The 26,241-nt window shown below is 33.9% G+C and carries 24 protein-coding genes, 1 tRNA gene and 1 pseudogene; 11 read left to right on the top strand and 15 right to left on the bottom strand.

The window, feature by feature from the left end; all coding sequences use genetic code 11:
* Positions 1-28: 28 nt before the first annotated feature.
* The 6 genes from BVG17_RS03685 to BVG17_RS03710 all read right to left on the bottom strand — a co-directional run bounded on the left by BVG17_RS03685 (position 29) and on the right by BVG17_RS03710 (position 6,185).
* Positions 29-119 (bottom strand) — tRNA-Ser (locus tag BVG17_RS03685).
* Between the two features lie 339 nt (positions 120-458).
* Positions 459-974: an inorganic diphosphatase gene (gene ppa, locus BVG17_RS03690; RefSeq protein WP_063630760.1), complete on the bottom strand. Its 516-nt coding sequence runs from the start codon at positions 972-974 to the stop codon at positions 459-461.
* Between the two features lie 65 nt (positions 975-1,039).
* On the bottom strand, positions 1,040-2,209 hold the full coding sequence (locus tag BVG17_RS03695; RefSeq protein ID WP_063630759.1) for a WD1261 family protein: 1,170 nt from the start codon (positions 2,207-2,209) through the stop codon (positions 1,040-1,042).
* A 107-nt stretch (positions 2,210-2,316) separates the two neighbouring features.
* A complete protein-coding gene (gene mnmA / locus BVG17_RS03700) occupies positions 2,317-3,429 on the bottom strand; it encodes a tRNA 2-thiouridine(34) synthase MnmA (RefSeq protein ID WP_063630758.1) in 1,113 nt (370 codons plus the stop codon).
* 240 nt (positions 3,430-3,669) lie between these two features.
* Positions 3,670-4,746 (bottom strand): rod shape-determining protein, encoded by a 1,077-nt coding sequence (locus BVG17_RS03705; RefSeq protein WP_063630757.1) that lies wholly within the window; start codon positions 4,744-4,746, stop codon positions 3,670-3,672.
* A gap of 20 nt (positions 4,747-4,766) precedes the next feature.
* Entirely contained in the window at positions 4,767-6,185 is a 1,419-nt protein-coding gene (locus BVG17_RS03710) for a gluzincin family metallopeptidase (RefSeq protein ID WP_063630756.1), read from the bottom strand.
* A 278-nt stretch (positions 6,186-6,463) separates the two neighbouring features.
* Between BVG17_RS03710 and BVG17_RS03715 the strand changes: the two genes are divergently transcribed.
* From BVG17_RS03715 to ftsH, 3 genes are all read left to right on the top strand, one after another.
* Positions 6,464-6,943, top strand: a complete 480-nt coding sequence (locus tag BVG17_RS03715; protein WP_007302208.1) for an OmpA family protein — start codon at positions 6,464-6,466, stop codon at positions 6,941-6,943.
* Positions 6,944-7,085: 142 nt separating this feature from the next.
* Entirely contained in the window at positions 7,086-8,378 is a 1,293-nt protein-coding gene (gene tilS / locus BVG17_RS03720; protein ID WP_063630755.1) for a tRNA lysidine(34) synthetase TilS, read from the top strand.
* A 218-nt stretch (positions 8,379-8,596) separates the two neighbouring features.
* Positions 8,597-10,426, top strand: a complete 1,830-nt coding sequence (gene ftsH / locus BVG17_RS03730) for an ATP-dependent zinc metalloprotease FtsH (RefSeq protein WP_063630754.1) — start codon at positions 8,597-8,599, stop codon at positions 10,424-10,426.
* A gap of 184 nt (positions 10,427-10,610) precedes the next feature.
* Here the strand turns inward: ftsH and BVG17_RS09540 are convergent, their stop codons facing one another.
* A complete protein-coding gene (locus BVG17_RS09540) occupies positions 10,611-10,886 on the bottom strand; it encodes a hypothetical protein (protein WP_241654156.1) in 276 nt (91 codons plus the stop codon).
* Positions 10,887-11,192: 306 nt separating this feature from the next.
* Here BVG17_RS09540 and BVG17_RS03740 point away from each other — a divergent pair, with 306 nt between their 5' ends.
* A complete protein-coding gene (locus tag BVG17_RS03740) occupies positions 11,193-11,555 on the top strand; it encodes an IS630 transposase-related protein (RefSeq protein ID WP_084240986.1) in 363 nt (120 codons plus the stop codon).
* A 177-nt stretch (positions 11,556-11,732) separates the two neighbouring features.
* The gene (locus BVG17_RS03745) at positions 11,733-12,008 is read left to right on the top strand and encodes a transposase (RefSeq protein WP_084240984.1); all 276 of its coding nucleotides are present in this window, start codon (positions 11,733-11,735) and stop codon (positions 12,006-12,008) included.
* An 85-nt stretch (positions 12,009-12,093) separates the two neighbouring features.
* Here the strand turns inward: BVG17_RS03745 and pth are convergent, their stop codons facing one another.
* Both pth and BVG17_RS03755 read right to left on the bottom strand, forming a co-directional pair.
* Complete coding sequence (gene pth, locus BVG17_RS03750) at positions 12,094-12,657, bottom strand: aminoacyl-tRNA hydrolase (RefSeq protein WP_063630752.1); 564 nt, start codon at positions 12,655-12,657, stop codon at positions 12,094-12,096.
* Positions 12,657-13,268 carry a 50S ribosomal protein L25/general stress protein Ctc gene (locus BVG17_RS03755; RefSeq protein WP_063630751.1) on the bottom strand — a complete coding sequence of 204 codons (612 nt, stop codon included), beginning with the start codon at positions 13,266-13,268 and terminating at the stop codon, positions 12,657-12,659. The genes pth and BVG17_RS03755 overlap by 1 nt, the downstream gene beginning before the upstream one ends.
* A 138-nt stretch (positions 13,269-13,406) precedes the next feature.
* Here BVG17_RS03755 and BVG17_RS03760 point away from each other — a divergent pair, with 138 nt between their 5' ends.
* A complete protein-coding gene (locus BVG17_RS03760) occupies positions 13,407-13,706 on the top strand; it encodes an ETC complex I subunit (protein ID WP_063630750.1) in 300 nt (99 codons plus the stop codon).
* An 821-nt stretch (positions 13,707-14,527) separates the two neighbouring features.
* Here BVG17_RS03760 and rsmH read toward each other — a convergent pair.
* Complete coding sequence (gene rsmH, locus BVG17_RS03775; RefSeq protein ID WP_063630749.1) at positions 14,528-15,412, bottom strand: 16S rRNA (cytosine(1402)-N(4))-methyltransferase RsmH; 885 nt, start codon at positions 15,410-15,412, stop codon at positions 14,528-14,530.
* A gap of 197 nt (positions 15,413-15,609) precedes the next feature.
* Here rsmH and BVG17_RS03780 point away from each other — a divergent pair, with 197 nt between their 5' ends.
* Positions 15,610-16,821, top strand: coding sequence for an MFS transporter (locus BVG17_RS03780; RefSeq protein WP_063630748.1), 1,212 nt, complete (start codon positions 15,610-15,612; stop codon positions 16,819-16,821).
* A gap of 30 nt (positions 16,822-16,851) precedes the next feature.
* On the opposite strand, the pseudogene map reads toward BVG17_RS03780, so the two are convergent.
* Together map and ftsA are read right to left on the bottom strand one after the other, a co-directional pair.
* A pseudogene (gene map, locus BVG17_RS03785) lies at positions 16,852-17,649 on the bottom strand (type I methionyl aminopeptidase); the annotation flags it as partial.
* Between the two features lie 103 nt (positions 17,650-17,752).
* On the bottom strand, positions 17,753-18,991 hold the full coding sequence (gene ftsA / locus BVG17_RS03790) for a cell division protein FtsA (protein ID WP_063630747.1): 1,239 nt from the start codon (positions 18,989-18,991) through the stop codon (positions 17,753-17,755).
* Positions 18,992-19,122: 131 nt separating this feature from the next.
* Here ftsA and def point away from each other — a divergent pair, with 131 nt between their 5' ends.
* Together def and BVG17_RS03800 are read left to right on the top strand one after the other, a co-directional pair.
* On the top strand, positions 19,123-19,662 hold the full coding sequence (gene def, locus BVG17_RS03795; RefSeq protein WP_063630746.1) for a peptide deformylase: 540 nt from the start codon (positions 19,123-19,125) through the stop codon (positions 19,660-19,662).
* A complete protein-coding gene (locus BVG17_RS03800) occupies positions 19,652-20,425 on the top strand; it encodes a uracil-DNA glycosylase (RefSeq protein ID WP_063630745.1) in 774 nt (257 codons plus the stop codon). The genes def and BVG17_RS03800 overlap by 11 nt, the downstream gene beginning before the upstream one ends.
* A 60-nt stretch (positions 20,426-20,485) precedes the next feature.
* On the opposite strand, the gene BVG17_RS03805 is transcribed toward BVG17_RS03800, so the two are convergent.
* Positions 20,486-21,832, bottom strand: coding sequence for an IS110 family RNA-guided transposase (locus tag BVG17_RS03805; RefSeq protein ID WP_143688718.1), 1,347 nt, complete (start codon positions 21,830-21,832; stop codon positions 20,486-20,488).
* A gap of 37 nt (positions 21,833-21,869) precedes the next feature.
* The gene (locus BVG17_RS03810; RefSeq protein ID WP_143688850.1) at positions 21,870-22,088 is read right to left on the bottom strand and encodes a hypothetical protein; all 219 of its coding nucleotides are present in this window, start codon (positions 22,086-22,088) and stop codon (positions 21,870-21,872) included.
* 400 nt (positions 22,089-22,488) lie between these two features.
* Between BVG17_RS03810 and BVG17_RS03815 the strand changes: the two genes are divergently transcribed.
* Entirely contained in the window at positions 22,489-23,016 is a 528-nt protein-coding gene (locus BVG17_RS03815) for a demethoxyubiquinone hydroxylase family protein (RefSeq protein ID WP_063630917.1), read from the top strand.
* A gap of 275 nt (positions 23,017-23,291) precedes the next feature.
* On the opposite strand, the gene BVG17_RS03820 is transcribed toward BVG17_RS03815, so the two are convergent.
* A complete protein-coding gene (locus tag BVG17_RS03820) occupies positions 23,292-24,380 on the bottom strand; it encodes a hypothetical protein (RefSeq protein WP_241654157.1) in 1,089 nt (362 codons plus the stop codon).
* A 248-nt stretch (positions 24,381-24,628) separates the two neighbouring features.
* Between BVG17_RS03820 and purF the strand changes: the two genes are divergently transcribed.
* Positions 24,629-26,014 (top strand): amidophosphoribosyltransferase, encoded by a 1,386-nt coding sequence (purF, locus tag BVG17_RS03830; protein WP_063630916.1) that lies wholly within the window; start codon positions 24,629-24,631, stop codon positions 26,012-26,014.
* The last annotated feature ends 227 nt before the right edge of the window (positions 26,015-26,241 follow it).

The following is a 26,241-nucleotide window of genomic DNA, read 5'->3' on the forward strand; positions in this document are numbered from 1 at the left end:
CTGTAATGAATACCTAAACAATAATATACGGAAGGAGAGGGATTCGAACCCTCGATACGACTTTTCAATCGTATAACGGTTTAGCAAACCGCCGCCTTCAGCCGCTCGGCCACCCTTCCAAATTATTACTATAATATCAAGACCTTTACTGCCTGTCTAATGCTTTTAATTGCAATATTTGTATCTGTTCAGATGCATGCAAATATTGAAACCTGTACTCCCTTTCTTGTCATCAGAGTAGCTGACACTGGGATCCAACTAAGTTACTTTACAACGTTTTTTGTGCGAAAGGACTGGATCCCAGTGTCAAGCACTGGGATGACACCATTTGGTGTAAACTCACTTTTACTCTATGGTTATACTACCTTGCCGCTATCCTAAACGGATACCAACATTTACCCATTAAAAACAACCACGTTTTTCCGAATAACTGTAATTCCAGGCTAAATCAACAAAAACTAATTTCCGCTTTTAATAGAGCTTGCAATAATTTTTTTTGCTTTTTCCACATCAGCCCATTCTCCAACTGTCACCGTTTTTCCCTTTTCTAAATCTTTATAATGAGAAAAGAAATGAGCAATTTTATCTAGTAGATTTTTAGGTAAGTCAGAATAGTTCTTTATATTGTCATAATAGCTATCAACACTGGAAATAGGTACCGCTAATATTTTTTCATCCTCTCCTTTTTCATCCTGAGTAAGTAATGCACCTATTAGACGCACCGATATCAAAACCCCAGATGCTAGAGGAAATTGAGTTAGCACTAAAACATCCGCAGGATCACCGTCACCTGCACGGGTATTTGGGACAAATCCATAATTGCAAGGGTAAGTCATTGAAGTAGACAAAAATCTATCAACTTGCAATAACCCGAGCTCTTTATTAAATTCGTACTTTATGGGATGAGCATTTGCACTTATTTCAATTACTACATCTAGTGCATCTGGCCTTATCGTTATTTTACTTAAATCCATAAATTACCTCTTATCAGGAGTAAGTATTATACAATATGTACCTTGAAGTTGCTACATTTATAAACTTATCTTACATGACTCTGCATCAAATTCTCATGTACTGCTCCGTTAACTGCTGAATGTGGCGGATCTCGCGGTGATTTCAATAATTGAAATAAAACATATGTTACTACAATAGTAAGTACTGCAGCAATTATTAGATTAGCTTGTGGTTTTATTGAGTTGAATAATTTTTGCTCCATAAAGAAATAATCTGCAGCATATAATCCAACAGACAATATAAACATACCTAAAGCTAGTTTGCAGAACGTGTTTTTATGGTCTTTTTCTTTTTGTGGCACTGAGTAGTGTATATTCTCAGAGCTTGTTACTAACTGTTCAAATTCATCACTGTTTTGGTTTTTTAACAGTTGCTCTAGAGTATTTTTTGTATTTATAGGATATAATTTGTATCCATACTTCAAGCTCTCCTCTTTCCTATCTACACTATCATAATCGATTGTATACTTAGTTATTCCATCTTCATTTGTTAGATTAATTTCGTGGTGTAGTATACTGGATAAAGACACTTTATAACCGTTTATTAACGAATTCCTATCTAACTCTAGTACTTCTCTTTTTGCTATTTTGTCAGGTGATAAAGGTTTTTTATAACTACCTACAAGAGAATATAATAGAGAAAACAATAAAGCCACATCTCTATCTACTTTTATCTCTTGATGAATAGAATAGTAACAATCGATAACAAATTTATTGAAATAAAACTCTTTATCGGATTTTTCATTTAATAGTTTTTTGACGTCAGTAAGTATCTTACTTTCAAAATCTCCTGCTGTTTTAAATACTGGTTCTCTCTTTGGATTTGCTAAGATGTTAAGCAAGTCTAATTTTCTTCCATCTACTACTTCATTTATATCTTTACCTAACTTAGACTCCTTAATAACTTTATATATTTTATCTATAACATCTTTAGTGCTCAGTTTATTGTTTTTACTGAGAATTTCATAAGCTTGAGCATAAATTAAAAACAGCCCTTGTAAGCTGAATTTTAAATTAAAATATTTATCTAATGATTCCTCTTTTTTTCTAATGAATGCAGGCAAATTAAGATGATTTCTGCAGTCCATACTGCAATGTAAGTCAACATGTTGAAAACTGCCCAAACAAATGAATAAAGCTTCTAATAAATTGCCCTTACCAACAATTTTTATTAATTCTTCAACTTCTTTAACCATCCCTCTAATCCACAACAATTACTTTTATAGCATAAGGGATATGTGGTAAAATGGCAATAAGTATTATTGTATGTTTACATTTTACATTAAAAAATTAAGTCGCCAAGTTAAGAGCATATCCATCCGCCACCAATAACTTGTTCACCTTTATATGCTACGCAGGCTTGACCAGGACTGATGCCAAAGTAATCGTCGTTTAAAATTACACAGGCTTTATTTTTTTCTTCAGCTAAATGTATTGTTGCTAAGCTTCCTGCATGTGATGATCTGAGCTTCACAGTTACTTCCATGCCTTCTTTTGGCTGTTCTAGCCAATTTAACTCTTTGATCAATATCTTTTTTTGCATTAATGCGTTGATCGGACCTACTATAACCTCGTTATTTTCTGTATTAATTCTTACTACATAAAGAGGCTTATTGTGTGCAATGCAAAGGCCTTTTCTTTGTCCCACTGTAAAATTTACTATGCCATTGTGCTCACCTAATACTTTTCCATTAATATCTACTATTTTACCTTTTCGTACAGATTGTGGAGCTAGTTTAGCTATTGTCTCACTATAGCTTTTGGAAACGAAGCATATATCTTGGCTATCTGGCTTTTCAGAAATTTGTAAGCCAAAATACTTTGCCAATTTTCTTATATCATTTTTATAAAACCCACCCAGCGGAAACCGCAAAAACTTTAACTGCTCCTCAGTAGTTGCAAACAGAAAATAGCTTTGATCTTTACTTTTATCAATGCTTCTGCATAACTTTACCTCACCATCTTTTTCTAACCTTCTCACATAATGACCAGTTACGAGCACATCTGCATCAAGATTTTTTGTAACTTGCAATAGATCGCGAAATTTTACTGTTTGGTTACATTTTATGCATGGTATGGGAGTTTCTCCACGCATGTAGGTATTCGCGAAATCCTCTATTACTTCCTTTTTGAATATTTCTTCGTAATTTAAAATATAATGAGAAAAGCCAACACTTTCAGCAACACATTTGGCATCATAAATATCTTGTCCAGCGCAGCACGCACCTTTTCTCACATTAGTATTACCGTTGGTGCCATAGAGTTGAAGAGTCACACCTATCACTTTGTACCCAAGCTTATGTAGCAGTGCCGCAGCCACGGAGCTATCAACTCCACCGGACATTGCAACAACAGCCTTGGTTTGGTGCGGAGCTTTATCTTTTAACAAAGGTTCAATTTTAAATTCTTTTAGCATGGTTATCCGAGTGTATTAAATATAAGCCCTACGTCATACTGCTGCGGCATCTTCAGCCGGCTAACAAGTAGTGGAATGACGGCTTATCAAATTGCAGGTAAGCCTAATTGCTTTAACTATAGGTATTGTACAGAACAATATGAAAATTGAAAGAGTTAACGCAATTTATGCACGATTTCATTATAAGAAATGTTTCTTGAGAATCTTAAAATTGAAAAATTTCAACAACCAAAATCGTGATCAATCTTGCTTGAATAAAACATGACCAAAATAATCCATATTTTCAAGCACTTTTCCACTGCCCAAGGCAACACAACAAAGTGGGTCATCTGCAACACGAACTGGTAATCTTGTTGTGTCACTAATAACTTTACCCAAGTTACGCAATAATCCACCACCACCAGATAAAATTATTCCTCTATCAACTATATCAGAAGAAAGTTCAGGTGGAGTACTCTCCAGTGCAGTCCTAATAGCAGAAATTATCTGATGTACAGGCTCTATTAGACTTTCTGCAACTTGGTATTCTGATAAAAGCATTTCCTTTGGCATGCCACTCACTAAATCCCTGCCTTTAATTATCATTCCCTCTTTGTTGTTTTCATTTGGCAGACTGGCTGAACCTACATTTTTCTTAATTTTTTCAGCAGTTGTTTCACCAATTAATAACTTATGATTTTCGCGAATATATGACTTTATTGCCTCATCCATAATATCGCCACCTACTCTAGCAGAACGCGAATAAACAATTCCACCTAAAGAAATAATTGCAACTTCAGTTGTACCACCTCCTATGTCAACAATCATAGAGCCTTCAGGCTCGGTAACAGGGAGCCCAGCGCCAATTGCTGCAGCCATTGGTTCTTCAATTAAGAATACTTCGTTTGCACCAGCACTTTCTGCTGCATCTTGTATAGCACGCCTTTCAACTGGAGTGGACCCAGATGGAACACATATAATAATATTAGGTTTATTGACAGTGAATTTTGTGTTTGCATTACGTATGAAATATTTTAACATTTCTTCTGCACTTTTAAAATCAGCAATAACTCCATCTTTCAAGGGCCTTATTGCTTCTATTTCTCCAGGCGTTTTTCCAAGCATCATCTTAGCTTTTTTACCAAAAGCATAAGGAATGTAGCTTCCTTTTTCTTTTATTCTTGCTACAACAGAAGGTTCATCAAGCACTATCCCCTGATTTTTCTGATAAACTAAAGTATTTGCAGTACCAAGATCTATAGCAATATCGCTAGCAAACAAGCCTTTGAAAGTAAAAAGGCTATAAAACTTTCCGGTTAATTTCTGAACAAAATCCATATACAACTCAAGAAAACCATTTATTGAGACAAATTATACTTTTCAGATAAGTAGCTAGTATAACACTCAATGTCTAAATCTCTTCCTGTTACCTTTTTTAGCTGCTTCAAAAAGTCACACTTTGTACTGTATACATTTTGAGAGAGCCAGCTGATAAGCAAACTAAAATCTCCTTTTACTATAGCATCTAAAAATTCGTGATGATTCTTCTGAATGAAAGAAAAAATCTGCACAGCAGCAATTAACGCTATAACTTTGATAGGAAAATAGCCTATAGTACCACTTACCCAATGATCATCTTGAAAATAAGTGTCTAGCTCATTTTTAGATTTTACTGAAATTTTATAATGCTTCATACCTTCCAACCATTTATCGTGTAGATCTTTAACTTCTAACGTACCATTTATTAAATCTTGTTCTAATTTAGTTCTTAGCATAATGTGAGCCAATAAACTAAATTCATCCGCATTCTTCAAAAAAGATGAAAGATTTACTTTATTGAAAATCAAATACAAATTTTCAACACTACTATTAATTTTGCCTTTTGTAGAAAGTTTCTCCTTTATGTGTGGTTGAATGAACTCAATAAATTCTCTGGATGTTCCAATGATCCTTTCCATGAATAACCCTTGAGTTTCATGCATAATATGTTTCGTAATTGAGCTCTTTATAGAATTTTGCGCTAAACATTTTTGATGAATTGCATAACCAGTATGCCGTAAAAGTAAAAATAAACCATAACAAAGGTCAGATTCATCATGATCGATAGGATCGTAATAAGAAATGGAAATCTCATTTGGTGTAACACTCATTTGCTGTAAGAATAAGGAACCAAGTTCAATCTGTCTCTGAACCGTAACTTTTTGTATATTAGTAACCTTATCCTTCTTCTGCTTTTGAGTTACTTTCTCTACATTTTCACTAAAAAATTTACCTAGCTTAGGAAATATTTCCTTTATGTTCTTTTCTGTGATATTAGAGTCATAGTCAGCAAGCAATGACTCATAGTTTGAGCGCTTTAATTGCTGCGATTTTATAGAAGCTGCTTCACGAGTAAGCTTAATTAGGTTAGTAAAGCATTCTTTCAGCTTTTCTAAGTTACTAATTTCAGAATTAGTTAGCCTCCATAAGTTTTGGCATTCAATCTTAGCTTTGGACAAAGATTTTACTAAATCAACAGGAATAGCACTATTGCTTTTATGTATTTCCTCTATTAACTTTAGCTGTGGAGTGACCGCATTCTTATTGTTACTAAGAGCATCCGCTAATGATTCTTTTATTACATCATGGGAGATAATTTCATGTCTAATTTCCTCTAGAAGACACATTTGTTCGATCTTATCCTCTATATCCAATTGGCTTTTGCTTAGTACTTTTAGTGTATTTTCAATATTCCTTACCTTATGTAATACTTCTTCTAAAAACTTATAAGATCTCATTTTTATTCATTGTTTTGAAAACATCTGTTTAATATCGTAATAGATTAATAATAAAGTTAAAAGTATATTTGCTTAAAGTACAATAAAAAATTGTACTTTATTACTTTATTGGACTTTTTGACAAGAATCGAGCATCTTATCAGAAGATTAATTGTCAGGTTGTATTGTAAAGGAAATATTTAGTATTTTATTTTTCTTGACTCTATTCTAGTATAGAGGGATTATTAGTATTAAAATTAAAATTACGCACTATATTTTAAATTTATGGAGGTTTAGTGATGTGGAGTAGACTGATTATAATGTGTTGTTTTTGTTTACTGCTTACTGGTGTAAGTTCTTGCCCTAAAAAAGGAGTAAATACGACAAATAAAATGAATGCTGTTGTTAAGCAGATAGGTGATAAAAGAGTTTTCTTTGGTTATGATGAATCTAGTATCAGTGAAGTGAGTGCAGATGCATTACTTGACGTGATGGAAGTGTTACAAAATAATCCTGACGCAAAGGTCACTTTAACTGGTCATACTGACAATCGTGGTTCTCACGAATATAATCTTGCACTAGGAGCTAGAAGAGCAGATGCAGCTAAAAAATTTATGGTCAGCTGTACACCTTATCTAGAAAATAGAATAAAAACTGCTTCTAAAGGTGAAACTGAGCCTTTGGTTAATGTAAAAGATGATTCTAGAAATTCCAAATATGAAAAAGAGCATGCTAAAAATCGTAGAGTGGAATTTTCATTTTCTGGAATAAAGAAGTAGTTTCTTGCATTAAAACCTGGATCCCAGTGTCAAGCACTGGGATGACAAAAGAGAGCAATTCCGCTGCTTGTTAGCGGGATCTATATATACCACAAATAAGTCGCTGTATGACGTAGAGACTATCTGGCCATCAAGAAACATAATGAAATTAGAGTTATTATTTCAAAATATAGCTAATAGTTTTGCTTTCCATAACCAAATCGCAGTTGCAGTATCAGGTGGTGTAGATAGTATAGTCTTACTGCATTTAATGACTAACTGGGCAAAAAAAAACAAGCTTTCACTTCCTATAGCATTAACAGTAAATCATGGGTTACGTTCAGAATCTCAAGAAGAAGCTAATTTTGCTGTAAGCTATGCAAAAGAACTTGGGGCAAAGGAATCGTTCATATTAAATTGGGAGAAGCAAAATATTAAAGGTAATATTCAGTTACAGGCACGAAAAGCACGATATAAGTTACTAGCAGAGTGGTGTAAAAACAATAATGTTAAATGTTTGCTCGTTGCTCATCACAAAGATGATCAAGCAGAAACGTTCTTATTAAGATTGGAGCGAGGTAGTGGAGTAGATGGATTATCATCAATGGATTACAAATCTTTCTTAAATGGTATTTATATATTTAGGCCGTTGTTAAATTTTAGTCGTAGTGAAATAGAAAAGTACGCTAATCTTCACCGGCTAAAATGGATCGAAGATAGAAGCAATTATGACTTAAAATACAGACGAACTTTATACCGTAACTTACTGAAAGCAAGTGACAATCAAGAGATTTTAACAGAGCGAATATGCCTCACAGCCCTTCATATGAAAAGAGCTGCAAAAGCGTTGATGCACTACACACGCCTTGCACTTAATGACTGCGTTAATATTCATGATCTTGGTTATATTGAAATTAAACTAGATGAACTTTATAAACTGCCAGAGGAAATAGCTTTAAGGCTTCTTCTTTATTCTATAATGGCAATTGTCAACAAGCACTATAAACCAAGGTGCCGTAGCCTTATCGCAATATTTAATAGAATATTGCAACAAAATAGTGATGTTAATTGCACACTCTATGGATGCAAAATAAGAAAATATGGAGAAAGTATTTTGATAATGAGAGAATCGTCAAATATACAGGAAATTACTGTACACTTACCATTAAATGGTTCTATTGAATGGGATAACAGGTTTAGCTGCACAATATTTGGAGATCAGAAGTGTTCAGTAACTATTGCTCCGCTAAAAAAAACACAAAAAATCCCTGAATTTCTAAAAAATTATGATTATTGCTCTGAAGTTTACTATTCTTTGCCTACAGTACAAAAAGATGGAAAGATGCTTGCTTATCCATGTATGAAACATAATAGTAAGAGCACTAGTGATGATGAGATTAAATATTTTATTTCTAGTATAATAAAGGAAAATTTGCTAAAGTTAACTGATATTTAATTAAGGATTACAATGAGTGGGGCAAGATTTTTTAAATTTGTAATTATTTTTCTAAAGTTTACTACTCTTTTCCAACAGTGAAAAAAATGGAAAGGTGGTTGCTTATCCTGATGTAAATTATAACGGAGAAATACGGTGATGATAAGATTCGATGCATTATTAATAGCACGATAAAACAAAATTTGGTAAGCTTGATTAGTGTTTAATTAGAAATGTAAATGAAAAAATTTTTAGAAGGCTTATTGATCTGGTTAGTGATTATTGTTCTTATTTCAGTTGCTTATATTCAATTTAGCGGAAGTATAGGTAAGAGTAAAACAACCATACCTTTTTCAGAATTTTTAACTAGACTAGAAGATAATGATATAGAAAATATTACAATAAGAAACCAAAGTATCGAAGGGAAGTTTAGGGATGGGTCAGCCTTTAACTCAAGTGGTGTTATATATAGTGACTTAATAAAAAGTTTGCATGATAGGAAAGTGAAGTTCTCCTTTTCAATTGGAGACTCTGCAATAGGTATAATTGGTGGATTACTTATTCAATGGGTTCCGACCCTTATCTTTATCGGTTTATTACTTTTCCTTTTTAAACAAACGCAAGCAGGAGGTAATAGAACTATAAGCTTTGGCAAATCAAAAGCTAGGCTTATGACTACTGGAAAAAAAGTGACATTTGATGATGTTGCTGGGATTGATGAAGCAAAAGAAGAGTTGGTTGAAATTGTTGATTTTCTTAAACAAAGGCAAAAATTTCAAGTGTTAGGTGGGAAGATACCAAAAGGATGCCTTTTAATTGGTTCCCCTGGAACTGGTAAAACTCTACTTGCTCGTGCAATTGCAGGTGAAGCTAATGTACCGTTTTTTAGTATTTCTGGATCTGATTTCGTTGAAATGTTTGTCGGTGTTGGTGCAAGCCGTGTCCGGGATATGTTTGATCAAGGTAAGAAAAATGCTCCTTGTATAATTTTCATAGACGAAATAGATGCAGTAGGTAGGCATCGCGGCATCGGTCTTGGTGGCGGTAACGACGAAAGGGAACAAACATTAAACCAGTTACTGGTTGAGATGGATGGTTTCGAGTCTAATGAAGGTGTGATAATAGTTGCTGCAACTAACCGTCCAGACGTCCTAGATCCAGCACTACTTAGACCTGGTCGTTTTGACCGACAGATTACTATTTCTTTACCTGATATAAATGGGCGTGAGAGAATATTAAATACGCATATAAAGAAAATATCGATAGCACCAGATGTAAACGTAAAAACAGTTGCGAGGGGAACGCCAGGTTTTTCAGGAGCTGATCTAGCAAATTTAGTGAATGAGTCTGCGCTTATTGCTGCAAGAAGAAATAAGAAAATTGTTACCATGGATGATTTTGAGTATGCACGTGATAAAGTGATGATGGGCATGGAAAGAAGGTCCTTAGTCATTACAGAAGAAGAAAAAAAGCTTACTGCTTACCATGAAGCTGGTCATGCAGTAGTTGCAGTTAATATGCCTGCTTCTGATCCTATACACAAAGCAACAATTATTCCACGTGGTAGAGCACTTGGTTTAGTTATGAGACTACCAGAAACAGATAGAGTGTCCCTCACAAGAGAAAAGATGCTAGCAGATATAACTGTTGCAATGGGTGGACGTGTGGCAGAAGAGCTAATTTTTGGCTATGATAAAGTCACAAGCGGCGCATCTTCAGATATAAAACTAGCATCAGATTTATCACGTGCTATGGTGACAAAATGGGGAATGAGCGACAAAATAGGGCCAATATATCACAATCGTGAACAAATCACACATGATTCTGAGACAATTTCTGAAGATACGTTAAGACTTATAGATGAGGAAATAAAGAAAGTTGTATTTTCTTGCTATGAAAAAGCAAAAGACATTTTAACCAAGCGTAGGAAAGACTTAGAGCTCATTGCTGAAAATCTACTGGAGTTTGAAACTTTAACAGGAGATGAAATAAAAGACATATTAAGTGGAAAAAAAATTGTTAGAAATGAAAATGAAGGTAAAGAAGAGATAAGAAGATCCTCTCTCTAATTAGATCTGACTTTGATTTAACTGCTAGAATAAAAATCTCTAACCAGAACCTAAACTACAAAGCTATAATTAAACCTCTGTATTTTACCAATGAACTTCCTTGAACATTTTTCCAATTTTTTTCTAAATAACTCTTTGCCTATTTAAATAAGTATGTTCAGTATTAGAGCTTTCCAGACCGCTACTAGGAGAAAGCTTGACCTTTAAACATCTCTATTAGCTTTAATACAGGAGCAGTTCCTGCTACAATAGCTCCTATAACAGCAGTAGCACCCATGATGAGAAGAATCGGTTCTGCAGTGGTGATTACACAAAGCTCAATACATAAACCAGCAATGACCATACCAACCATTATACCAATGAAAGCACCTACAATTATGGATGAAACTACACCAATTAATTTTCCTATTTTTGAACTAAGTGGTACTTCTCTTGCACGTCTAACAAGATTTGGCCGCATTTGTTGTTCTCCTGCCCTTCTTCGTTCTCTAATTATTATGTTTTCCTCAAAGAGATTTAGTGGTACTTCTCTCTCACCTCTAATTCTAACATGATTTAGCTGTTCTTGCGCTAGTAATAACCTTACTACTTTCTATTTCATTTTCATTTATTGGCTGCGGTGCTCTTCCCTGTGATCTCCGTCCAACATCCTTAATTGCTTTTTCAAATTTTAATAGCGACTTGTTCTTTAGTCTATAGCTAACCGAAGTAAGATTTCCTCAAAGGGTGGGGTAAAAAGGTATAATACTGCTTTAATGAAGGTAGAATGATGCCAAAGCCATATAGTGAGGACCTGAGGGAACGAGTTTTAAAAGTGGTAGACGAGAAAAAAATGACTATGGAAGAAGTAAGCAAGATGTTTAAAATTGATAGAAAAACTATATACTGGTGGAGGAAAAGAAGAGAAGAAAGAGGAAGTATAAAACCGTCTTCAGGCTATCAAAAGGAACATAGTCATAAAATTAAAGACTTAGATAGCTTTGTCAAATTTCTGGATGAAAACCGAGATATTACGGTTGAAAAAATAATTGAAAAATTTGGCAACATGTGCAAAGATACAGTCTACAATTATCTTAAAAAAGTAAACTATACATATAAAAAAAACTTTTCTTTATCAGGAAAGGAATGAAGAGAAACCCAAGGAGTTCATAAAAAAATAGAAGGAATAGAAAAAGAAAACTTGATATTCATAGATGAGTCTGGAGTAGAAGACAACAGATTTTATGAATATGGGTGGTCTCAAAAAGGCAAGAGGTTATTTGCCAAGGGTTTAAAAGAAAGGGGGTAAGCATAATTGGAGCACTAAATGAAGGAAAAGTTAAAGCTTCCTGAAGGCTACTGCAACAGCGAGATTTTTGATGCTTATGTAGAAAATATACTTGTTCCTATATTAAAACCTGAACAGACTATTGTTCTCGATAAAGCAAGCTTTCATAAATCTGCAAGGACGAAAAATTTGATAGAAAATATTGGGTGTAAAATTTTGTTCTTGCCTCCATACTCGCCAGATTTAAATCCGATTGAGAAGTTCTGGTTTGCCATTAAGCATGTCATAAGAAAAGTGCTGCCAAGCAAATATTAATTCGGCTATTGATTTTGTCTTTCAGTGCTCGGGCAAATCTTACTTCAGTTAGCTATAGATGCTTGTATTGGGCAGTATTCGTTTGCTATACTAAAGTTTCACTCTCAACCGAGTTGATAAAAGCTGCGATATCTCCTTGTAGCATTAGGTGTATATTTTTTGCTATTTTTTCCACTAAGAGGATAACATTATCAAAATTTTCAAATTTTGATAATACATAATCTGCTAAGCTTTTCTGATCTTCAGGCCTGCCTACTCCAAATCTTAAACGCCAATAATCATTACCAATAAGGCTATCTATAGACTTAAGTCCATTGTGTCCGGCTGAGCTACCGCCCTTTTTTACTTTTATTCTTCCAAATTTCAAGTCAGCATCATCATGTAAGACAATAATATTATCTAGCGATAATTTGTAAAAATTTTTTATTTTTGCAACAGGAATGCCTGAATTATTCATAAACGAATAAGGCTTTATCAGTATGGTTTTATTATTATTAATTATGCCGGAGGTTATCAAGTAATCGGCTTTCTTAGAAAATGACTGAAAATTCCAATATTTGTAGATTGCGTCAATAACTATGAAGCCAATATTATGGTGAGTTAATTCATATTTACTACCAGGATTACCAAGCCCAGCTATTAAATGCACTACTCCTCTGTTTTTGTTTGAGACTCTTCAACATCACTATCAGCAGCAGAGATTGTTACAATAGTGAAATTTTCTTCCTCATGAGCTACAAATTTAACACCTTCTGGCAATTTTACATCATTGATATGTATAGACTGACCAATCATTTTGCCAGACAAATCAATTTCTATGACTTGAGGTATTTTCTCAGGAGAGCATTTGACAGTAATAGAACGACACAAAACATTAAGCACTCCACCTAATTTGATTCCTGGTGATTTACTTTCATTGATGAATGATAAAGGTATATCTATTTTAATTTCACTACCTTTATCAACAAACTGAAAATCAACGTGTTGCACGGTATCATGCACTACATGCAATTGAATATCACGAACAAGAGCATATTCTTTTTTACCTGAAAAATTCAGCTCTATTAAATGTGCAGAAAGAGCGCCAGATTTATATTGTTTAGTAAATTCCTTTGCAGACAGCGTCAAATTTACGTTATCATGCCCTTTACCATATATAACCGCAGGTATATTTCCTTCTTTTCTTAAAACTTGCATTGCTTTCTTTTTTGTCACATCACGTAATTCTGCATTAATTGTTACCATTTCTTGCTGTGCCATCGGTTACTCCTATTCAGCTGATCCTTTTAATATAAATAATATAACATAAAAATATTTATTTCAAACTTCATTCTTTCACACTAATTCTTTGTGAAAGAATTTATTTAGATATATATTTAGAATGACTTAGTAAGAATTATGAGTATTGACGATAAAATAGTTTTTAGGATTTATAAACCAACAAAAACTGCAACACAATCCGGTTTAGGTAATACAAAGCTCTGGTGCCTAAAAATTGAACCTTGTTCCTACTATATTGAACCTTTGATGGGGTGGGTTGGCTCAAAAGATCCACAAAAACAGATTGTATTAAAGTTTGATTCTCTTGAAAAAGCAGTATCTTACGCAAAGAAACATAACACAAAATACATAATTGAAATGCCAAAAGATTTTAAAAGGGTGCCAAAATCTTATGCAAATAATTTTATACTAAAGTAAATTTTATTGTAGTGTATTTACCTAAAAGCTAAGAACATATCTTGAAAGGACTTAAGTGGTTAAGCATATATTAAAGAGTTCTTGAAGTAAGGAGAGCACGCTCATACGTCAAGCAAATAATGTTTACCTAAAATTCTTTGACATTAGCAGCTTTCTTGGCAATCGTATCCCATTTTCAGTAAACAGTGATTCTTCTATATATTAGAAAAATTTTTATTTTAATTAGCGTTAAACAATAGGCGCCTATTGGTTTTTAGCTAAAGTAAAAGTCAAATATCTGGAATTCTGGACATAAAATCCTCCTGTGTAAAAAAGATTAGAAAAAAATGCAGTGCACATACAACAGAGATTAAGCATATTTACATGCACTAAAGAAGATACGCTACGCTTTTTGATTAAAAATTTGACTGAAAAGTCTGCAGACAAAGATAGATTTTGAGCTCTTAAAATATCTCTAACTGTAATTATAATCAGATTTAAAATATATGGAAGCAATTTTTTACGTTAATATTTCAAATTTCCCTTTCAAGATAGGTTCTAATTGTTACTCTAGGTTTTAAATTGTGCTAACGCACTACAGAGAGTCGAATCTGGCTAGCTAGTATCAAAGAGTTATTTTTTAGGTATTTCTCCGTAAGACTGCAAGTTTTTTTGGATTACTCAAATAACTCCACTCTGCTCGCAGGACTTTTATGCCGCTTTGCACTAAATTAATTTCACGTTTTATTTGTGTTAGCTATTTATTTAGTGAGTGGACATGTAATTTTACCTTAAATAACCCTATAATAAAAACATAGTTATTGAAATGATACAGAAGGTTCTCATGACAACCTCTGTATAGCTCTTAATTTTGCTGAACGCGCACGCGGATTTGCATTTATCTCTTCCGCACTTGCTTTCATCACTTTTTTGTTTAAAAGGGAGAATGTCTTGGTAGGCCCTGGTTCACACAAATCTTTAAAAAGGGTTTTAACTATACGATCTTCTAGAGAATGAAAGGTAACTACAATTAATTTGCCGTTTTCACTTAAAATCTCAGATGCAGCTTTAATACCCTTTTCAAGCTCTCCTAGCTCATCGTTTACCCATATTCTGATCGCCTGAAATGTTCTAGTTGCAGGGTCAATCTTGCTTTTCCCACGAAACACTACAGAACGTACAATATCTGCAAGTTCAAATGTAGTTTTGATAATTTTCTTCTTCCGCGCATTTACTATCGCTCTTGCGATTTTACGAGAATGACGCTCACCCCCGTAATTATATATAGTGTTTGCAATCTCTTCTTCACGTAAAGCGTTAACAAACGTCGAAGCATTAACATGAGAATAGTTATCCATGCTCATGTTAAGTGGGCCATCACGTAGAAATGAGAATCCTCTATCTCCATTATCAAGCTGCATAGATGAAACTCCAACGTCGAAAACTATTCCATTGATACCTTTAATATTATTACTATATAATAAATTTTTGATATTACTAAACTTTTCAATAAATAACTTTATTCTATTAGGGTATTTAACATTTAGATCATCATAAAATTTAGTAACTGTTTCATCTCTATCAACTGCATACACTTTGCAATCAGCGGATTCCAATATTGCTTTGCTATATCCTCCAGCTCCAAACGTGGCATCCACATATATACCACCACTGTGTGGTGACAATTGCAGTAGCATCTCTTTTAACAAAACTGGAATATGTGTCATATCAAGAGACTTTGTGCACTTAAATTAAACTCGCCAAAAAATATATGGAAATATATAGGCATAGTATAAGAATATTTAAATATAATCAACGATATAAAAATTTAATAAGATAATATTATTAATATAACATTTACATAATTCACATTTGAAAAAGTAAGTAATATTACTATAATATCAAACAAATTACGGAAGATTTTGTGCAACAAATAACAAAAGTAATACTATCAAGTTTAATTTGTAACACTTTATTGTGGTATGATCACATGCTTTTCAGCCATCTAATAAGCATAATCGGAGATGTGTTTTTTCCATCAGACGACAAATTAGTCAGCATACTTAAAGCTTTTGGAGTGTTTGCAGTGGGTTTCTTAATAAGACCAATTGGTGCTGCTATATTTGGCCACATTGGAGATAAATATGGAAGAAGGATTGCTCTATTTCTCTCTATCATATTGATGACTCTATCAACCGTACTTATTGCATTTGTTCCAGGCTATCAGAACATTGGGGTACTCGCATCAGTACTGGTGGTATGTTTAAGATTATTGCAGGGTATATCTCTTGGAGGAGAGGCAGGAAATGCCCCATTTTTAATAGAGCATGCTCCTAAAAATAAAAGAGGATTCTTTGGCAGTATTGAAGTATTGAGCGCAATTCTTGGCTCAATATTAAGTCTTATAGTGGTGCTTATATGCAAAAAAGTATCCGATTTTGAATCTTGGGGATGGAGATTGCCTTTTATTTTCAGTTTTGTAATAGGATTAATCAGTATATATATGAGATATATACTCGATGAAAGCCCAGAATATAAAAAGCAGGAAAAGCCACATGAATTACCGTTAAAAGAACTGTTAAATGGCTATAAAAAACCTTTTCTAATATCAATTGGAATTGACATAGTTGAGAATGCATCTCTTTACATATATTTAGTGTTTTTTAATCTACTTGCATCAACAATAAACACTCACTTTAATCACGCAGTAGAAATATTGAATCAGGTTGCACTTGGAGGATTGACTATACTATTTGCAATACTTTCTGATAAGGTAGGGAGAGAAAGAGTCATGAAATTTGCATTTGTGACTTTTATAGTAGTAAGTTATCCAGTTTTTTCAATGATACTAAGTGGTAATAATTTGCTCACCATAATGGCGCACGTTCTTTTTATAATCCCAATAGCTGCTTCTCTTGGTCCTGTTAGCGCGTTTATGTGTGAATTATTCCCAATAAAGGTACGATACAGTGGATTTGGTTTATCAAGAAATATAGCTTCGGGATTTTTTGGTGGTCTTGCACCATTTATATGCACAACTATTATCAAAGTTACAGGACAAGGAACTTTAGCAAGTTTTTACATGATTTTCTGTGCACTAATTGGGTTAGTTGCTATATCACAAGTTAAGAGTTAGATTTTTTCAAAAACCAAGTGTTTAAAAAATCTAATCATAAGGTGGAAAATGCCAATTTTTAGGTGATAGTGTAAATATTTCAACTCCATCTTTTGTGACTCCAAGCGTATGCTCAAACTGTGCAGAAAGTGAAAGATCACGTGTTGTCACTGTCCAGCCATCTAGCTTGCTGAGCAGAGTTTCATGTTTTCCAGCATTGATCATTGGTTCTACCGTAAAAAACATGCCTTCTTTTAAGATAAGATCCTCACCTTCATCGTAAAAATGTACGACATTTGGTGGAGCATGAAAAACCTTTCCTATGCCATGTCCACAATAATTGCGTACGATAGAATATCCAAAATCTTCAATATATTTTTCTATAGCAAATCCTATTTCATTTAACTTATTGCCGGGCTTAACTTGTTTTATCGCTTCCATTAGCGCATTATAGGCAGCATTACACAAACGCTTTGCTTTTATTGAGGGTTTACCAGTCCAAAACATGCGACTTGTATCACCATGCCAGCCATTTAAAATCACTGTAACGTCAATATTTAAAATATCTCCATCTTTAAGAGGTTTATCATCAGGAATACCATGACATACAACAGCATTTTTCGAAGTACAAATTGATTTCGGATATCCCTTATAATTCAGTGGTGCTGGAATTGCACCTGCATTGATTATAAAATCATGACATAGATCATTTAATTCATTAGTTGTTACGCCTACTTTGACGTATGGTGCAATAAAATCAAGGGCTTCAGCTGCAAGCCTGCCAGCTTTACGCATAAAGTCAAAATCTTCTTGTGAATGTATAGTTATGTTCATGTTTCTTACGTTTTTATTGTAATTTTCTGCTTCTCTTACGGATACATCAGTGTAATAATACTATAAAAATAAGCTCCTAGATCAAGCCATTTGTATATTAAGAGATAAAGACAAAAATCTAGACTGTGACTTTTGACTTAACCCAATGGTATAACTTACTTATTTTGCCATCGTGACCAAGCATTCCAGAATTATTTCTATAAAAGGTGTCAACTATTAGCTTTATAGAGCCTAAAGCAGCAGAAAATACAGGATTTTTGTCGTATTCGCCATCAAGACCGCTACAAGATTCAGGGCATCCGATACGGACTTGTTTATTGAATATATAGCTTGCAATTTCTTTCATGCTTGTGAGTTGACTGGTTCCACCTGTGATCACTACTTTATTAATTGGATCTTTCTGTTCTTGAAATTGTTCTCTTATCAGCTCAAGTATTTCCTCAATCCTTGGTCTTATGATGTTAACAAGTTCAGACTTGAGTACTCGAGTCGGTTCATCATTTTCATTGTTTTGCACTGTAATATATTCATTTTCATCTATTGAAGTTACAATAGTGCTACCGTATAGTATTTTTATGCGTTCAGCATGCTCTATACTTGTGCATAGTCCATAAGCTATATCTCGGGTAATGTGAATGCCACCAATTGGAATGCTGCTTGTGTACACAAGTTTTCCTCTCTTAAAAATTCCAATTGCAGTGCATCCACCTCCTATGTCAACAACGGCAGTTCCTAGCTCTTTTTCATCTTTACTTAGACAGGCAAGGCCTGCAGAATATGCAGAAGCAACACAACCAGCCATACTTATCCCACTATTATTAGTTATACAATTTTCGATATTGGTAAGCGCTGGACGCGAAGCAGTGACAACATTAACATCAGCAGACAATCTTTTTCCATATAATCCACTGACTTCCTTTATGTCAGTCATATCATCTAAGTGATATTTCAGTGGTATATTGTGAATGATGACATTTTCTTCGATATATTTCTCAAATGTCTGAAAGACTACACGTTTTATGTCTCGTTCTGAAATTTCGTGATTAGCTGCAATTATTTCGTTATGTACGTAAAAAGATGAGATTCCACATCCGGCTACATTCACATATATCTGGTCTATAGTCTCTTCTGATACTTGTTCAGCTAAACCTACAGTTGATGAAATAGAGTAACTTGCATGCTTTGCGTCAGTTATTGATCCACCATTTATACCTTCTGCACTTTTATAACCCACTCCTATTATTTTATAGCTAAAATTGCTATTGATTTTAACAATGAGACAGATAATTTTTGTTGTACCCACGTCTAAAACAGCAAAAACATTCTGCTTTGGTTTTGTTATTACTGCAGAGTACATTGGTTGACCTTATGATGCGATTCCATTTAAATTGTAGCTTCCCTGAATGAATTTATATTTCTATCATAAATGTAGCAACATTTTAATATACCTAGACAAAAAGAAAAATAAAACACAGAATTACAATTTTTATGTCTAAGTTACCAATTGTAATTGCCCCTGACGAAAGATTAACTACACGCGCCAGTGAAGTAATAGATATAACCGATAAAATTAAAGAATTAGTAAACGACATGTTCGAAACTATGTACGATGCAGAAGGTCTTGGTCTTGCTGCAGTACAAGTTGGAGTGCTGAAGAGAATTTTTGTCATGGACGTTCAGCCAGAAAAGGCTGGAGATGAGCTAGCAGGGTATGACTCAGTTGGAAAGTTTTGTATGATTAACCCTGAAATTAAGGAATTATCTGATGAACAAGTCATTATGAGTGAAGGATGTCTTTCAATTCCGGAGCAAAGCCATGAAATCAAGCGTCCAAAATATTTAACTGTAAAATATAAAAACTTAAATAACGAAGAACAGACGCTAAAAGCTAGTGGTTGGCTTGCAAGGTGTATTCAGCATGAATTGGATCACTTAAATGGTATATTATACATTAGACATTTATCTAAGTTGAAGTATGATTTGGCTATGAAAAAAGCACAAAAGGTTAAGAGACACTATGAGCAATGAAGATCTAGAATTGTTGAAGTTCTATCATGAAGTGGGAGTTGATTGCACACTAACTGAAAGTGAAGAGGAAAAAAAAATGGAAAATGAGAGAGCTGTACAGTCTTCTGTCATCGAGCAGAAAAAAGCCATGTTCCCAAGTGACTGGATCATTGAAGCAAGGAAGCTTGCAAGTGAATGTAGTAGTGTAGACGAACTAAGAAGTGCAGTTAAGTCATTTGAGGGTTGTGAAATAAAAAAAACTGCAACTAATACTGTTTTTTCTGATGGTAATCCGAATGCAAAAATCATGCTTATTGGTGAAGCACCAGGAGCAAATGAAGACCTGAAAGGCATACCATTTTGTGGTGCAAGCGGAATGCTGCTCGATAAGATGCTCGGTGCAATTAATCTGGACCGCACTAAGGTATATATAAGCAACACCGTGTTTTGGCGTCCACCTGGTAACAGAAAGCCAACTGATCTGGAGCTTGATATGTGCAGACCATTTGTTGAGAAGCACATTGCTCTTATTTTACCACAAATTCTGATTTTTGTTGGAGGAATTGCATGTTATAGCCTTCTTGATAACACAAAGACTATATCGAACTTGCGTGGCAGATTTCATACTTATACTAACCAATATTTATCTCATTCAATTACTACAGCCGCTATATTTCATCCAGCTTATCTACTTCGTCAACCAACACAAAAACGCTTAGCTTGGGAAGATTTGAAGAAGATTAGGGAATATCTTGATAATACCAATAACTACACGGATATTTAGATTACTATTCGTTATCATCTTAGTACCGGCTAATTGAATTAAATATTGAAAAATCTACTCCTAAGAAACTCCATTAATCAACTCTTCTTGTTGAACTAGTGTGTAGCCAAACTCCTGCGCTTTCTTGATCAAATTTTTCACAATTTTCTCTTTGTAGCGTGTTTCATAATAACTCATTCCTTTTTCCACATACTCTTGTCCATACTTCAACATTTGGTAAAAAATACATGCTAATTTTCTTGCTGTGGCAGTAATTGCTTTTATTGCTCCTAGCCGTCTTTTTAATCTCCTACAATATGCACCTAATGCACTTGTGCTATTTCCCACAGCATAAGCAGCCATTCGCAGGGCATTTGTAGCGCGATTAATGACTTTACGAGTTTTTGTCCCAAATACTTTTTCTCCTGTGATCTTGTTAGCAGGGCTAAGTACTAACCATGAAGTAAAGTGCTTTTCTGATTGCCACTTATTATGGTTAATGCCAACTTCTGAAATAATAGTTTGTACAGTTAGTATATCAAATCCAGGAATTTTAGTAAAATCTATTCCGGTTATCCTATACAATTTCTCACGCAAGGTGAAGTTTGGTCTGCCTCTTCTAGACTTGTTTTTTTCCTTACCTAACTCTCTACTCTCATCGGACTTTGTTTCAAATGTTTTATAGTAATTTTCTATGCTTTTATCACATTCAGTTATTTGCTCTTGAAAAAAAGTATATGCTGTATATTCTTGTTTCAGTACAAATAAATGTTCTTCTCTATAATCGCCTGTTAATGCTTTTGCTATAGTAGCTTTGTCGTTCTTCATATTCACACTTCTGAATTCAGCTAGCTTCTCGGGATTCTTTTCACCTTCTACTATTGCTTTAATAATTTGCATTCCTGTGACGCCAGTGATATCGCTTATTACTTTATGTAAATGAATATTCATTTGTACCAACGCCTTTTGCATACGATTAATATGTGTAGCAGCATTTTCAATTAAGTTTTTACGTTGCCGCACATAACTACGCAATACACACATTTGATTATCTGGCCTAAATGATCCTTCGATTAACCCATAACTGTGTAGTTGTTGAAGCCATTGGCAGTCCTGGACATCTGACTTTCTTCCAGGTACATTTTTTACATGTCTTGCATTTGCAAGTTTTACTTCAAGTCCATATGATTCAAGTACTTGAAACAAAGGAATCCAGTACACTCCGGTTGACTCCATGGCTACTGTAGTAACTTCACACTTTTTTAGCCATTTTGCTATGTTATGAAGGTCCTCTGTAAAGCAGCTAAATTTTTGTATATGCTGTTCATCACTTCCTTCTGGTACACACACATAATGTATAGCCGAACCAACATCTATTCCTGCTGCGTTAGGGTTCATTATTTCTAATTTACTTTTTGTTTTTTTCATGGTAACTCCTTCATATAATTTATAGCAGGGAAACGCTTCAGCTTGGGACGGTTGATATAATACAATCTCCTGACCGAGGTAGTCTAAGGACTCCATCAATGATTTGACCGTTCCTCCAAAACCATGCTAAACGACGGGCACTTATGGCACCAGTGAAGATTCCGGTTATAACTGCATGAGGCGCTTCCTTCACAACTATACTTAAAACTACTAGAAACTTAAATTGATGAGTTTCTTCCTGGTTTGACAGATTCATTTTGTTCGATGCTAAACAGAGAAAAAGGCAAAAGAAAATCTATCAGCTACTACCTGTTTTTTTAATTGGCGTTTTTTATTGTATTAAATCCTTTGATAAGCGCATTTTAGCTTATGTGGGTAAAAGTTTTATAAAGACATAGAGTACACATAGTGCAAAAAATTAAATATCAAGTATATTGAGCTTTTTGTCGTTTTATCTGCACAGACTGAAGATAAATAATATATCTTCACCCTTATTTTAAGGAGAATGGCGAAGTCTGTCAAGTAACTCTTGCCATTGCTATAGCTGCTTGAGTTTCTGTAATCACAATGTTGGTGCAATGCACGCATGGAATTTTATTTACTCTATAATATGTTGGTTTATAGTAGTACTAATGCAGAAATAAAGGGAGGAGACATTGGAAAGCAATATAAAAAAATTGAAAGGAAATTTTTTAGAACAAGCAATTAGAGTAAATCATGCTGGCGAATATGGAGCCATTTGTATTTATTCTGGTCAAAAATTTATTCTTAAAAAATCTTCCATAATTGATAAAATAATTGAAATGGAGGAGCAGGAAAAAAAACATTTCCACTATTTTAATGAGAAAATCAAGGAGCAAAGAGTTCGTCCTACTGTTTTGTTGCCAATTTGGCGTGCTTTAGGGGTGTCACTTGGTGTTGTAACTTCTATTATGGGTAAAAAAGCCGCTATGGCTTGCACTGCTGCAGTTGAAGAAGTGATCGGAGAGCACTACAAGGAGCAAGTCTTACATTTAGAAGATGGGGAATTAAGAGAAACCATAAGTAAGTTTCGTGATGAGGAGTTAGAACACAGAGATATTGCAATTCAGCACAATGCCGAAAGCGCACTTGGCTACAACGTTTTATCTTTGTTCATAAAAGCAAGCTGCAAAGCTGCTATTTACCTCTCTAAATTGATTTAATCAATCACTATTTGACAACCAATCACATTTGCCTTTAGTTCTTGTGCTAATTACTGCCCCATATCCTCTACTCCAATCGAATGCGTATGAATGTTTATAATTAATTTCTTAATTATTATCCTAAAAATACATTAATTTAATTCCCTATTAGAGTTTTCTTGTTGTTGTAAACATATTTGCATAAGACTAGTAGATAGAACGTTTTTAATAGTCTGAGTTAACTCCTCAGGAATATTTTCAAAACTCTTGCCCATAACTTCTAAAACACTTTTCCCCTATATAAGATAATTCCCTCCAAAGCTTGATTTGTTTTCTAACTTGCTAAACCTTATTTTGCTTTTCTCATCAATTTCTACTACCATTTTGTTACCATCTTTCCGTAGATAAATACTAATCTCTCCTATTTTAGTAGTAAAAAATATTTCAATACCACCTTTTAAGATATCTGTGTAATTTCTTTTTCCATCTTCTGTAATTTCAACTTTTACTATACTTTCCTCAATCTGAAATATGCCAACTTCTAAATCCTTAGCTTTTTCATTATTTAAAGTTCTTGCAGTTTCAACAATACTACCTTGTGGATATTGAATGTAAAAATATTTATTATCTACTTCTACTTCGAGGTCATATTCATCAATTTGCTTATTATCTTTTTTCACAATACCTTCATATGCTATACTCTCTAGCATTTTTTTCTTACTCTTACATTGTTCGTTAAGATCATTTAAATAATTAGAGTCATAGTACCCGACTTCAATATCGCTATAAAAAGATAATCCTTTTTCTACCCCACCTTTTAACACTAAATTACGAGTGATCTTTTGTATGATATTTTTTGTAGTTGAATTGTGTGGATTTGCATGAAAGCGATTAATTAATTCTTCCATTTTTTCAAATATAAAATTTGTTACAGTCTTATTATCCTTACCGTAATATGAGTTTAATCTTATTCCTTGATTTAAATAACCCTCTATTATGCGTTCCATGTACTTTAAAACGCTTTCTTGCTCATCGTGTTCTGTTATACTCTTTATCATCTCATCACAAAATTTTTTAACTAGAATTTGTTCATCTGTAGTCAATGGTATTTGCAATTTCGTAGAAGATGGGTCTCGCTCAAAAAGATAAATTATTGACAATTCCTCTGCTCTTTTAATAAATTCATAACTCCTTAGATATTCTGTAACATTTTTGTTTTTTGCGTACCTTTTCTTGATTAAATCGATATGCCTATCTTTACGACTTATAGTCGGTAATTTTGGATTTGATGAACTACTCTGTTGACTATTGAAGAACCTGTTAGAGAACTGTTCAGCCTCTAAAATAAGATTACTTTCACCTTGTTTACCTACTTGCTCAGGCATATTATATACCATAATCACTAAAGCTTTTTAGTGATTACTTCAATACATAGATAAGTCAATAAAAATATTTTTTTTCTTCAGTGCTAAAAAATTGTCGAAAATCTCAAAATTGGTTAATTGCGTATAACCTACTTTCTGGTATACATCAAAACTACCGTAGCAAGCTTCAAATTTGAAAGGGATTAACAAATAAAATTCTTGTACTTTGCCTCTACTAAAGTACAATCAGGCTTTATTTAATATTTTTCATGCTTGATGAAGTACATGAGGAGTGTGGGGTATTTGGCATAAGTTACAACCAAAGTGCTGCTTTTAACTCTATACTTGCTCTCCACGCTTTGCAGCATAGAGGTCAAGAGTCTTTTGGCGTAGTAACCAGTAACAACGATAAGCTGCACTCTTATCACTTTCAAGGCCAAGTGAGCAGTGTATTTGATGATATAGATGAAATAAAGAAATCCTTACCTGGGGATTGTGCAATAGGTCATGTTCGATACTCAACAAGTGGTAGTAAATTTGGAGTGCAACCCATGTTTGGCAAAAGTGGCAAATTTGGGGATTTTGCCATAGCACATAATGGTAATTTAATTAATATTTCTCCGATACGCGAACAATTAATTAAACAAGAGTGCGTTTTTCAGTCAGATATTGATACAGAAGTAGTAGTGCATCTGACAGCAAGCAGTGAAAAAGATAGCTTTTTAGAGAGTTTTATATATGCATTAAAGCAAATACAAGGTGCTTATTCTTTTGTGGCAATCAATCAAGAAGTAGTTATTGGAGTACGTGATCCATCTGGAATCAGGCCTCTTGTTTTAGGAAAGTTAAACGGTTCTTACGTTCTTGCATCTGAAACTTGTGCTCTTGATATAATAAATGCAGAGTTTATTAGAGAAATAGAACCAGGCGAATTAGTTACCATCAGTTCGGATAGTAAGCTAGCCTCAATGTTTCCTTTCCCACAGCAAAAATCAAGTTTTTGTATTTTTGAATACGTTTACTTCTCGAGACCAGACAGCATAATGGAGAAGAGGTCCATATATGATATAAGAAAAGAAATAGGAAGAATACTTGCAGAAGAGAGCCCACCAAAAAACAATGTAGATATGGTTGTACCAATACCTGATTCTGGAATACCTGCAGCTATTGGATATGCAAAGCATTCAGGATTACCTATGGAACTGGGGATAATTCGTAATCATTACATAGGAAGAACTTTTATACAACCCACCGCTGAAGTACGTAAAGTTAGAATAAAATTAAAATTCAATGCTAATAAGCACACTTTGAAAGGCAAAAACATAATTTTAATAGATGATAGTATAGTGCGTGGTAGTACATTAACAAATATAATAGTTATGTTAAAGGATGCAGGAGTAAAAGAAATTCACCTCAAAATTTCAAGCCCACCAATTAAGCATTCTTGTTTTTATGGAATAGATACGCCAGAGTGCAAAGATTTAATTGCTGCAAATAAATCTGTAGAGGAAATTAAGGAAGTTATAGGAGTGGATAGCCTAGCCTTCTTGAGTATTGATGGACTATACAGGGCTGTTAAAGAAGAAAAACGTAACAACGCTACACCGCAATATTGTGATGCTTGCTTCACTGGTGACTACCCAATTGGTAAGTAATCTATTATTAATGAAGGTGAGGTTTTTTCTATGTTATATTAACAGTTTTAAAAATAGATTTTTTGCATAACCATATAGTTTTTGCCTGGGCGTCATTTGAGTGAAAACTACTTTACAAATTTCGTCATTCCCTTTACTATGATACTAAGAGTATTTATACTTATTTTTGACCTGCAGGCTCAATCACAAAATCAGTAAAAAACTCAAATATTTATTGGCAAATTACA

It is taken from the genome of Wolbachia endosymbiont of Laodelphax striatellus (assembly GCF_007115015.1).
GTDB lineage: Bacteria > Pseudomonadota > Alphaproteobacteria > Rickettsiales > Anaplasmataceae > Wolbachia.